Origin of the sequence: Enterococcus sp. DIV1421a (assembly GCF_051711025.1) — a bacterium.
In the GTDB taxonomy this organism is placed as follows: Bacteria; Bacillota; Bacilli; order Lactobacillales; family Enterococcaceae; genus Enterococcus_B; species Enterococcus_B hirae.
The window spans coordinates 1394917-1407291 of record NZ_JBIOLU010000001.1 but is presented as its reverse complement, the minus strand read 5'-3'; the positions used below and the strand labels follow the sequence as shown (position 1 = coordinate 1407291).

Sequence of the window (12375 nt, the reverse complement as noted above, 5' to 3'; positions counted from 1 at the left end):
TTTTTTATAAAAAATTATTTCCACATCCACAGTCAATAAGAACAACGAAATTCAATTCATTTTAGGATATAGATTAAGGTGTTGATATAAAAACTCGAAATTTTTTGCATACAAATAATTTACAATTGTTATTATATTTTATAAAGGTAATTTATAAATTTATTCATTGTTCATTTGTACAGGTTGATCGTATTTTACAAATCAATCAACTAGATAAATTACTATAAGGAGTAGCGAGAGATAATTTAGTGATAGCTATCTAAAAAGATACCATGAAAAATTGGTTTAGTTAAACAATTACGGAGGAGTAAATATTAGCGATTATGACGTAAAACACATATTTTATGAAATTTTTTTACATAACTTAAAGTATATAATATATCAGAATAAGAAAACGTTTTTTTGTTGAAAGTGCTATCTAACACCTTTTAAGGAAACTTAAATAATGTGAAGAAAAAAATATTATTTGGTATTTATTTTGTCTCATTGTCTTTCAAAACACAAAAAAAATCTGAGACAGAATGAGGTTCATTCTGACCCAGATTTGATTTTACACCACTCATCAGCCCTTATTGACAAAGAGCTTTTTCAATTTGTTTTGATCTGACTTAGTAAAACGGTTAGACTTTCCATGAATTTTTGTGCAATTTCGCTTAATTGGCGCTTAGCAGAATAAATCACATACAATTCATTTTGGGGACTATTTGCCAATGGAATCAAACGTAAATACTCTTTGATCTCACCAATGACCAGCCCAGAACCTGAAGCATAAGCATCTGTTTCTAACACGATATTCATCAATGTTCCCCGATCACTCGTATAGATCACCGTTTCTTGATCAGGACTTTCAATCAAGTCTTCATAAAAATAAGGAAAATTATTGCCATCTTGTGTAAATCTTACTTGCGGATAAGGAAGTAATTCTTCTTTAAAGATTTCTTTCTTTTCACTAAGCGGATGTCCTTGACGTAAAAAAATGTGCGTTTGAAATTCTCCTAATGAATGGGCAACTAGTTCCCCTTGTTCTAAGTAGCGCTTGATCCCTGCTTGATTGTGTTCATTCATATAAAGAATCCCAATCTCACTATGCTGATCCTTCACTTCTTCAATCACATTAGCAGTCGTTGTTTCAACGATTCGAAACTGTTTGATCTCACTTTTGAAAGAAGAGATCAACTTTGCTGTTAAAGGACCTAAGAAATCATAATGTTGCGAAGCAATTGAAAAGCTTTCACGCTTCTCATTCGTCAAATAATAATTTTCTAAAGACTCTAACTGTAAGAGAATCCGTTCCGCTCTTTTTAAAAACTCTTGTCCTTCCTCGGTCAGATACGCCCCTCGATTCGTTCGAGTGAACAGCGTGATCCCTAACTCGGTTTCTAATTCTTTGATTCCTGCGGAAAGACTTGGTTGTGCGACATAGAGTTTTTTAGCTGCTTCTCTGAAACTCCCATTGTTCGCTACAGCAATTACATATTTTAATTGTTGGAAGTTCACTGATGATCCCTCACAAAATAACTGATTGGACGATTTTTCAACGGTTGGAGCGGACGGTTGTTTGGTTGTGCATACTGTCCTTTAAAAGGAACCAAGAAATCTTTATTTAGTTTTTGCACTTGATCCATGACAAACCATTGGATTGGTCCACTCGTTGGTGGCGTAGTTAAAGAGCCGACATAATGGTAATGGCTTTTTTGTTCAGGAAAAAGAACCAATGGATTGGTCCAATGTTCATGTTTTTCTACATCCCAACTATCGCCATTGTCTCGATCATACAACCAACCTTCATCCGTCGTTAGCTGAAACATCACACCAACAACTAAATTTTCTTTTTTGGCATTCATATGAACAAAGTGGAACTCGATATCTTCTTGATTCCCATTGATCAGATGTTCAGAAGGCATATGAAAATGGATATCTGTGAGATAATATTTCTGACCTTTAAATTCGACATAACTAAGCTGATCATAAGGAACCAAGTGGATCGTATTTTTAAATTCTTTATCTGTAAACCGTTGCTTCTGATAATGAAAAGCAATGGTATCTGATTGATCCTTCGCTGGTTCACAAGTGGTCAATGGAATGGGCGACTGCAATTCAAACGCCGCACCTTTAGCAAACCAGTCGCATAATTCAGCCCAATGTTCCGGTCCTCTTTCTCCCGTATATCCCCATTCAACATCCATATTCTTTTTCACTTTTATTCCTCCTGCATCTTTGCAAAATTTTCTATTGTTGACTATTTTTAACGATCGTGGAAACAGTCGCTAAAAAGTCTTCTTTCCCATAAAATTCTTGATTCAGTAATTCAGGGAAAATCTCGTTGAAGAAATACTTGACAGAAGGACGATGCTCAAACCCTTTGATCGTAGTTACCGCTTCAATAAACATCTCTTTATATACTTTTTCTGGATTGTTCTTGATGATCTCTTCAAATGATTCGTACAATAGATCGACTTTATCAGAGATTGCTAATAACTCACCTTCCACTGTGTCATCTTTTCCTTCAAACAATCGCCGGCGGTATACTTCTTGAAACTCTTCCGGAATCTCTTGGTTGATGAACTCATCCGTCATCTTTTCTTCAACTGTTTGTAACATTCCCCGTAACTCTTTATTTGCATACTTGACCGGTGTTTTGATATCCCCGATAAAACGTTCTGTGTAATCGTGATTTAACGCTTTTTCATAAAGTAATTTCCAATCGATCGCTTGACCATGAACCTCTTCAATGTCACCTAAGACTTGAGCAATCGAAGCCACTCGATAAGAATGAGCGGCTACCGTATGTTCAGTAAATTTAAAGAACCCTGGCGCTCGTGTAATTTTTTCCAAATTATTCAAACCTAAAATAAATTCATTCAATCCCATAAAATAGCCTCCCTTTTACTTTTCCGATGATTTTATCATTAAATAACTATCTTTCGCAAATATCCCGTTTGTAAATCAACGAAAAATTAATTTTTTTGATGAGAATCATGCCATTCTTGCTATAAAAAAATAGAAACCAGAAAAACAACTCTAGTTTCCATCAAAATAATCATAAAATTCAAAACCAACTCTGTGCAAGCTCCTCGCCTTAAAAACGACAAGCGAAGCACAGCAACTATTAGTTCAGAAACATTCAAAACAACATAGCTCTAAAACTGTAGCGCATTTTTCCGTCTCATTCATTTTGTTTTGGAAGCATTCAAAACAACATAGCTCTAAAACACTAACGGTTAGTTGCAGACATGCCGCTTTGTTTTGGAAGCATTCAAAACAACATAGCTCTAAAACGTATTGTAGTCCATAATGAAAACATATTGAGTTTTGGAAGCATTCAAAACAACATAGCTCTAAAACTTCTTCTTACAAACATCATAAAGATAATCAGTTTTGGAAGCATTCAAAACAACATAGCTCTAAAACCTCGCAGAAAATTTTTTACTTACGAAATTCCGTAATCGCGCTACTCGTCCATAGCAAAACTTTCGTCTTGGATGCTTCCTTTGTTTCATTCAGTTGTTTTGTTCGATCCTAGTATACCATGGATTTTGTTCAACGAAAGCCCTTTTTTGAGTCTTTTGTTTTTGTTCCATCTTCGTATCCTTCGTTACTGTTTTAACCAGTCCGCTGGATTCTTTTTCCATTCTTTTAGCAAGGCTAATTCCGCTTCATCAATATATTTTTCGGCTAACGCTGTTTCAATCAAGACAGAATAATTCGTGAGAGTAAATAGTGGTAACTCTGCTTTGGCAAAATTTTCTTCACCTGCTGGTAGTTCATACGTAAAGATCGCTGCTACGCCTAATACATTAGCGCCTTCTCTTTTGGCTGCTTCCGTTGCTTCTAAAACGCTTTGGCCTGTCGAGATCAAATCTTCGATCACAACCATTTTTTGACCTTCAAAAATCCGTCCTTCGATTTGATTGCCTTTACCGTGATCTTTCGCTTTACTACGGATATAAACCATAGGCAAGTCCAAGATTTCTGCCACCCATGCAGCGTGAGGGATTCCTGCTGTTGCTGTACCAGCAATGACTTCCACGTCAGGGAATGCTTGCTTGATTTTTTCTGCTAACCCTTGAGCAATTGCTTTTCTGACTTTTGGATAGCTCATCGTGATGCGGTTGTCACAATAAATCGGGCTTTTTAGTCCACTTGCCCACGTGAATGGTTCATTTGGGCTTAAGAAAACCGCTTCAATAGCTAACAAATCTTTGGCAATGTTCTTTTCAATCGTATTCAAATTGATCGACTCCATTCTTCTTTGATTGTTTGATAGGCTTGGTAGGGATCTTTCGCTTGAGTGATTGGTCGTCCAACCACGATAAACGTTGAACCAATTCCTCGAGCTTGGGCAGGCGTGACGATCCTCGTTTGATCACCTGCGACGCTTCCTTCTGGTCTGATACCCGGAGAAAGGCAAATGTAATCTTGGCGGGTAGCTGCTTTGATGCCACTTACTTCTAAGGCAGAAGAAACAACGCCATCTAGTCCGGCAGCTTCGGCACATTTCGCATAATGGATCACACTTTCTTCTAAGGGAACTTGGATCAATTGATCATGATGCATATCCGCTTCACTCGTTGAAGTAAGCTGAGTGATTGCTAATAACAATGGGCGTTTTTTGCCAGCAGGAGTTCCTTCTTCTAGCCCACGTAGTGCCGCTTGCATCATTTTGATTCCGCCAGCTGCATGGACACAAGTGATATCCACGCCTAGTTTTGCTAACCCACGCATGGCTTTTTCCACCGTATTAGGGATATCATGAAGTTTCAAGTCTAAAAATACTTCATGTCCGGCATCTTTCAACCAACGAACAATAATCGGTCCTTCCTGATAAAATAATTCCATTCCGATTTTTACAAATAATTTTTCCTCTTCAGGGAATAGTTGCATAAATTGTTCCACTTCTTGCCACGTCGAAAAGTCTAAAGCAATAATTGGTCGTTGGTTCATTTCATTCGTTCCTCTCTTACTTCTTTGATTAGTTGTTGGAGGGATTCGATCCCTAATTCTGCCATTCGTACGGGTAGTTCTTCAATCAGTTTCGGACAAATGTACGGATCCGTAAAATTAGCTGTTCCTACTGCCACGGCACTGGCTCCTGCCATGAACATCTCTAAGACATCGTCAACAGTTTGGACACCGCCCATACCAATGATCGGCAACTCGGAAACAGCGGCGACTTGATGGATCAAACGAATCGCCACTGGTTTGATCGCAGGACCAGAAAGACCGCCTGTCTGGTTGGCTAAAATAGGTTGACGTGTTTTCAGATCAATCCGCATACCAAGTAGTGTATTGATCATCGTAAAGCCATCTGCCCCTCCACTTTCGATTGCTTGTGCAATGGGCACGATATCCGTCACATTAGGGGAAAGTTTCACATAAACTGGTACACTTGCAACCTTTTTGACAGCTTGTGTCAATTGAAAGGCAACGTCTGGGTCTGTCCCAAAGGCAATGCCGCCATGTTTGACATTTGGGCAAGAAATATTCAACTCGATCGCTTTGACATTCGGCGCTTCTCCAATTTTACGACAAACCTCGACATAGTCTTCTTCACAGGCACCAGCGACATTCGCAATGATAGGTAAATCTGGATAGACAGCTAATTCTGGTAACAGTTCATTCATGACAACTTCCAGACCGGGATTTTGCAATCCGATCGCATTCAACATACCGGAGGGTGTTTCCGCCACACGTGGGGTGGGATTACCAAACCTTGCATGCGGCGTTGTCGCCTTGACCATAATCGACCCCAATTGATTCAAATCGTAATATTTCCCATATTCTTTTCCAAATCCAAAGCATCCACTGGCTGGCATGATCGGATTTTTCAATTCCAAACCCGGGAGCTTAACTGCTAAGGGATTACTCATAAGACAACCTCTCCTACTTTAAAAATTGGCCCCTCGTCACACACCTTGACACTTTTTGTTCCAGTTTCATCATCCGGTCGATGACAAACGCACGCATAACAAGCACCGATACCGCAAGCCATTCGTGATTCTAAGGACAATTGGACATTTGGGTGATCCACAAAAAGTTGTTCGACTGTTTTTAAGAGACCATTTGCACCACAAGCAAAGACAGCTTTTGGTTGCTTATGAGTACTCATTAGCAGATTCCCGACGTTTCCATGGATCCCATAAGTACCATCATCCGTCGCTACTCTGGTTTCACCTAATTCATGAAACTTTGCTTCATGGTACATGACTTCTTTTGATGCAAATCCTAAAAAATTGGTGACTTTTACGTCCCGCATATTCAGTTGTTTGGCTAATTCATATAAAGGTGGGATACCAATTCCTCCCCCTACGATGAACACTTCATCTCCTGCGGACAATCCAGTTAGGTCAAAACCATTGCCTAATGGCCCTAAAACGTCTAAAGAATCGCCAGCCTTCAACGTAGAAAATTCTTTCGTTCCTTCACCTTCGATTCGATAGATGATCTGGCAAGTGTAGTTTTGTTGATCAATCGAATGGATACTGATGGGGCGGCGTAAAAGCAAATCTGCTCTAGGTACTCGAATATGCAAAAACTGCCCAGGTATTAACATTTCTTTGACCAATTCTCCTTTTAAAGTCAATTCATAAATACGTGGTGCTAGTTGTGTTTGTTGAATGATTGTCATGACTTCTTGCTTCATATCTGCTCTCCTCTTTGGGATTTTTCATTGCCAAACATCTCGACAAAAGTGATCCTTTCAGCCAATGTCAGTAACAAGGCGAACGAAAATGATCACTTTTATCTCTGTTTAGGTGCCTACAAGCTATTTTAACTATTACTTAATCATTATAGGAACTGTCATTTTAGAACATGCTGATCAAATCGCTTGTGTTGAAAAAGCTCGAGACTCCATTACCCGAATGATCGCATCCGCTGTATCTAATGAAGTAAATAAAGGAATACCATGTTCAACTGCTTCTCGGCGAATGATAAATCCGTCTTTCGAGGCATTTCCTCGATCTTTATCGATGGTATTAACAACGACCTGTGCTTTTCCTTCTCGAATCAGCTCAACAACATTTTTCTCCGTTGCTTTTTCAGAGATTTTAGCAACAGGCGTGACGATCAGCCCATTTTTTTCAAAATAAGCTGCCGTATGCTTGGTAGCTAATAGGCTGTAACCAATTTCTGAAAAACGTTTAGCTAGCGCTAACGCTTCTTCTTTAGTTTCATCAGCGATCGTGAACAAGACGGCACCATAATCTGGCAGGCGTAGACCTGATGCTTCAAACGCTTTGTATAATGCTTTATCTAAGTTTTGATCAGAGCCCATGACTTCTCCAGTAGATTTCATTTCAGGACCTAAGTAGGTATCCACTTGTTGCAATTTAGTAAACGAGAATACAGGAGCTTTCACATGGACAGCGTTTGATTCTGGATATAAGCCATTCGTAAAGCCTAAGTCACTTAACTTTTCACCTAAGATCGCTTTTGTGGCGATTTGAGCCATCGGTATTCCTGTAACTTTACTTAAAAACGGAACCGTTCGACTTGCACGAGGATTGACTTCAATCACGTAAACTTGATTGTCGTGGATCACGAATTGGATATTCATCATACCGATACAGTTTAAACCACGAGCTAAGCGAATCGTATAGTCTTCAATGGTTTGTTTGATCTCTGCTGAGAGTGCTTGTGGCGGATAAACAGCCATGGAATCCCCCGAATGGACCCCTGCACGTTCAATGTGTTCCATGATTCCAGGGATTAGAACTGTTTCCCCATCACAAATGGCATCTACTTCACATTCACTTCCAAGCAAATAACGGTCAATCAAAACAGGATGTTCTGGGGAAGCTTTCACTGCATGTTCCATATAATCTTCCAAATCTTGTTGATTTTCAACGATTTCCATTGCTCGACCGCCCAAGACATAACTTGGTCTGACAAGAACAGGATAACCGATTTTTGAAGCGATCCCTACTGCTTCTTCTTTACTAGTTGCAGTATCACCTAGTGGCTGAGGTACTTCCAGGCTTCTTAACGCTTGTTCAAATAAATCCCGGTTTTCAGCACGATCTAGATCTTCAATTGTAGTACCTAAAATTTTGACGCCCGCTTGAACTAACGGCTCCGCTAAATTGATAGCTGTCTGACCACCAAACTGGACGATTACCCCAATCGGTTGTTCAAGTTCAATGACATTCATCACATCTTCAAAAGTCAATGGTTCAAAGTACAGTTTATCAGAGATCGAGAAATCGGTTGAAACTGTTTCTGGATTGCTATTCATGATAATCGCTTCATAACCTGCTTGTTGGATCGCTTTAACTGAATGGACCGTTGCATAGTCAAACTCGACCCCTTGACCGATTCGAATGGGTCCAGAGCCTAAGACAAGAACAGAATCTTTTTCGGATCGTTCACTTTCATTTTCAACTTCGTATGAGCTGTAAAAATAAGGCGTCTGTGAAGCAAATTCAGCCGCACACGTATCGACCATTTTGTATACGGGTTTGATGTCGGATTTTTCACGAAGCTCTCTGATCTGCTTTGCTTCAGTTTTCCACAGTTCAGCAATCTTTTGATCCGTAAACCCGTTTTGTTTCACAGTACGTAAGACGTTTTCATCTTGCGGGTGTTCCAACAGTTCAGTTTCTAGTTCAACGATATGGAGCAATTTGTCTAAAAAGAACAAATCGATCTTTGTCAACTCCGCCAGTTCTTCAATTGGATAGCCGCGGCGGATCGCCTCTGCGACATAAAATAAGCGATCATCTTGGGCACGGACGACTTTTTCGATCAATTCACTATCATCGATCATGTTTAGTTCTGGTAGTTCCAAATGGTGTGTCCCGATCTCTAAAGAGCGGACAGCTTTTAATAGGGATTCTTCAATGTTACGACCAATCGCCATTACTTCGCCAGTTGCTTTCATTTGAGTTCCTAAAACTCGTTCCCCATTCTCAAATTTATCGAATGGCCAACGAGGAATCTTAGCAACGACGTAGTCCAAAGCTGGTTCAAATTCTGCATAAGTCGTTCCAGTTACCGGATTCTTCATTTCATCTAGTGTTAAACCTAAAGCGATCTTAGCCGCCAATTTTGCAATCGGGTAACCAGTTGCTTTACTTGCTAAAGCAGAAGAGCGTGAAACACGTGGGTTAACTTCGATCACATAATAATTGAAGCTATGTGGATCAAGTGCAAGTTGGACATTGCAGCCGCCTTCGATTTTCAATGCACGAATAATCGCTAATGATGCATCACGCAACAGCTGGTATTCATGATCTGAAAGGGTCTGACTTGGGGCGAAGACGATCGAATCGCCTGTGTGGATACCCACTGGGTCAAAATTTTCCATGTTACAAACAACAATGGCATTATCAGCCGAGTCACGCATAACTTCGTATTCAATTTCTTTGAATCCTGCAATACTGCGTTCGATCAAACATTGGGTCACTGGAGAAAGGCTCAGACCATTTTCTGCGATCACTCGAAGTTCTTCTTCATTTTTACACATTCCACCACCCGTTCCACCTAATGTGAAAGCGGGACGAACGATGATTGGATAGCCAATTTTATTAGCAAATTCGACTGCTTCTTCAACAGTTGTGACGATTTCAGATTCGGGGATTGGTTGATTCAGTTCTTCCATCAACTTTTTAAATAAATCACGATCCTCTGCTTGATCGATAGCAGATAATTTTGTCCCTAACAGCTCAATGCCTAGTTCATCTAAAATACCAGATTCTGCTAGTTCCATTGCCATGTTCAAGCCCGTTTGTCCGCCTAAAGTCGGTAACAAAGCATCAGGACGTTCTTTTCGCAAGATCCTTGAAACAAATTCTAGTGTGATCGGTTCGATATACACTTGATCGGCAATTTCTTGATCAGTCATGATCGTTGCGGGATTGGAATTTACTAAAACGACCTCATATCCTTCTTCTTTCAAAGCAAGGCAAGCTTGGGTTCCGGCATAGTCAAATTCCGCCGCTTGACCAATGATGATCGGACCTGATCCAATCACCATAATTTTTTTGATATCTGTACGTTTTGGCATATTTATTTCTCCTCTCCTGCATCCATCATTTCCATAAATTCATCAAATAAATGAAGCGCATCATGTGGACCGGGAGCTGCGTCAGGATGGAATTGGACGCTAAAAGCTGGATAATGGCGATGTCTAATTCCTTCCACAGTCCCATCATTTACTTCTACATGGGTGATCAGCAACTGATCTGGATCAACTGTTTTTTCATCCACAGCATAGCCGTGATTTTGAGAAGTAAAATCGATCCTTCCAGTCGCGATTTCTCGGACAGGATGATTCAAGCCACGATGACCAAATTTCATTTTATAGGTATCCGCACCATTAGCTAAGGCAAACAATTGATGCCCTAAACAGATCCCGAAAATTGGTATTTTCCCTTGGATTTCTCGAATCATTTCAATAGCTTCTGGTACGTCTTTTGGATCTCCTGGTCCATTCGTCAGCATGACGCCATCTGGTGCTAGGGAAAGAATTGTTTTTGCATCCGTATTATAAGGTAATACGGTTAAATTGCAGTTTCTTTTACTTAGTTCACGCAAAATACTATGTTTCAAACCAAAATCAATGACAGCCACATTTTTTCCAGTTCCAGGACTTGGATATGGTTTACTCGTTGAGACTTGTTGCACTTGGTTTGTAGCTAAAACGGTCGCTTTCAATTGATCAAAAGCATGTTCAAAGGAATCACCAGCATCCACGATACTCGCTTTCATCGTTCCAACTTGACGAATTTTTCGTGTCAATGCCCGAGTATCAACCCCTGAAATTCCAGGGATACCTTTTCGTTTCAAAAACTCGTCCAATGTCATTTGACTCCGCCAATTAGAAGCCACTCTCGCATGTTCTTTGACGACTACGCCCTTGCAAGTTGGTGCGATAGATTCATAATCATCACGGTTGACACCGTAATTTCCCACCATCGGATACGTAAAGGTAATGATTTGCCCATTGAAACTTTGGTCTGTGATCGTTTCTTGATAGCCTGTCATGCTAGTAGTAAACACGATCTCGCCAAACACATTATTATTCGCTCCGAATGCTTTTCCTTTAAAAACTGTCCCATCTTCTAAAATCAATAATCGTTCCATTTGCTTCACTCCCCTTTGTGCCACGCCAATTTTCCATCAACGAATGTTCCTAATGTTTCGCCCTTGACGTTCCATCCAACAAAAGGTGTGTTTTCGCCTTTTGATAAGAAATCTTTCTTATCGATTGTACTTGAGTGTTCAATCTCGAAAACAGCTACGTCAGCAGGTGCCCCAACTGTCAATGTCCCAGCCTCTAACTGGAAGATTTCCGCTGGCTTGGTAGCCATCCAGTTGATCACTTGTTCGAGTGTGAAACGATTGGTTTCAACAAAGTGCGTATAAATCAGTTGGAAAGCTGTCTCACTTCCTACGATCCCAAATGGTGATTCTAAGAAACTTTTGCTTTTTTCTTCTAATCCGTGTGGCGCGTGGTCAGTCGCAATACAATCAATCGTTCCATCAAGAAGTCCTTCGATCAACGCTTCTCGATCTTCCTTTCCTCTTAATGGGGGATTCATTTTCCAAAAGCCGAAGTCTTCGGGGATATCTTCATCAATCAAGATTAAATGATGGGGAGAAACCTCTGCTGTAACGTGGATACCCGCTTTTTTGGCATCACGAATGACCCGCACGCTTTCCTTAGTAGAAACGTGACAGACGTGATAGTGCACACCTGTTGCTTCAGCTAAAAGGAGATCCCGTGCGATTTGTGAGGATTCAGTTACACTTAAAATACCTGGCAAACCTAGTTCTTTTGCTTTATCACCAGCATGCATCACTCCACCGAATAGTAATGATTCATCTTCCGTATGTGCTACCAGTGCTTTGTTATTTTTTGCTGCTTCTTTCATGGCTTGATACATTGTTCCTGCGGTCTGAACACCCACGCCATCATTCGTAAATGCAAATGCTCCTGCTTTAATCATCGCTTCTTGATCCACTAAGACTTCACTTCGAAGATTTTCAGTGATCGGTGCATATTGCAAGACTTTGACCACTGCATCTCGTTTGATCAAGTCATAGACCTGTTCTAATTTTTCCGGGGTATCAGGTACAGGGTTCAGATTAGGCATGGCACAAACAGTTGTAAAGCCGCCTCTTGCTGCTGCTTTAGTACCAGCTGCAATCGTCTCCTTGTATGTAAATCCTGGCTCTCGTAAATGGACATGGACGTCCACTAAACCAGGTGTGATCAGTTGTCCTTTGGCATCAAACACTTCATCAAATTCAGCCTCGGAAAATCCTTCGCCGATTGCTTTGATTTTTCCGTTTTCGATCCAAATTTCTGCAGGTGTTGTTTCATTCTTTCGTGTATTGATTTGACCGTTTTTAATGAGTGTTTTCATCTTT

10 protein-coding genes are annotated in these 12375 nt (G+C 40.3%); all 10 read right to left on the bottom strand.

The genetic code is table 11. The features are described from left to right. Positions 1-588 precede the first annotated feature (588 nt). The 10 genes from IGK21_RS06455 to IGK21_RS06410 all read right to left on the bottom strand — a co-directional run bounded on the left by IGK21_RS06455 (position 589) and on the right by IGK21_RS06410 (position 12371). A complete protein-coding gene (locus IGK21_RS06455; protein WP_010737543.1) occupies positions 589-1497 on the bottom strand; it encodes a LysR family transcriptional regulator in 909 nt (302 codons plus the stop codon). After that, positions 1494-2198 (bottom strand): carbonic anhydrase family protein, encoded by a 705-nt coding sequence (locus tag IGK21_RS06450; protein WP_181914968.1) that lies wholly within the window; start codon positions 2196-2198, stop codon positions 1494-1496. The genes IGK21_RS06455 and IGK21_RS06450 overlap by 4 nt, the downstream gene beginning before the upstream one ends. Positions 2199-2229: 31 nt before the next feature. Continuing rightward, positions 2230-2871: a YfbR-like 5'-deoxynucleotidase gene (locus tag IGK21_RS06445; RefSeq protein WP_010719207.1), complete on the bottom strand. Its 642-nt coding sequence runs from the start codon at positions 2869-2871 to the stop codon at positions 2230-2232. A gap of 724 nt (positions 2872-3595) precedes the next feature. Further along, positions 3596-4246 carry an orotate phosphoribosyltransferase gene (pyrE, locus tag IGK21_RS06440; RefSeq protein ID WP_164445105.1) on the bottom strand — a complete coding sequence of 217 codons (651 nt, stop codon included), beginning with the start codon at positions 4244-4246 and terminating at the stop codon, positions 3596-3598. Then, complete coding sequence (pyrF, locus tag IGK21_RS06435) at positions 4228-4944, bottom strand: orotidine-5'-phosphate decarboxylase (RefSeq protein ID WP_181914967.1); 717 nt, start codon at positions 4942-4944, stop codon at positions 4228-4230. Before pyrF ends, pyrE begins: the two co-directional genes overlap by 19 nt. Continuing rightward, positions 4941-5870, bottom strand: coding sequence for a dihydroorotate dehydrogenase (locus tag IGK21_RS06430; RefSeq protein WP_034697879.1), 930 nt, complete (start codon positions 5868-5870; stop codon positions 4941-4943). The genes pyrF and IGK21_RS06430 overlap by 4 nt, the downstream gene beginning before the upstream one ends. Further along, positions 5867-6643: a dihydroorotate dehydrogenase electron transfer subunit gene (locus IGK21_RS06425; protein WP_053766055.1), complete on the bottom strand. Its 777-nt coding sequence runs from the start codon at positions 6641-6643 to the stop codon at positions 5867-5869. Before IGK21_RS06425 ends, IGK21_RS06430 begins: the two co-directional genes overlap by 4 nt. A gap of 177 nt (positions 6644-6820) precedes the next feature. Then, positions 6821-10006 (bottom strand): carbamoyl-phosphate synthase large subunit, encoded by a 3186-nt coding sequence (gene carB, locus IGK21_RS06420; protein WP_053766056.1) that lies wholly within the window; start codon positions 10004-10006, stop codon positions 6821-6823. Between the two features lie 2 nt (positions 10007-10008). Further along, positions 10009-11085: a carbamoyl phosphate synthase small subunit gene (locus IGK21_RS06415; RefSeq protein WP_034697869.1), complete on the bottom strand. Its 1077-nt coding sequence runs from the start codon at positions 11083-11085 to the stop codon at positions 10009-10011. Between the two features lie 5 nt (positions 11086-11090). After that, on the bottom strand, positions 11091-12371 hold the full coding sequence (locus IGK21_RS06410) for a dihydroorotase (RefSeq protein WP_438719088.1): 1281 nt from the start codon (positions 12369-12371) through the stop codon (positions 11091-11093). Positions 12372-12375: the final 4 nt, after the last annotated feature.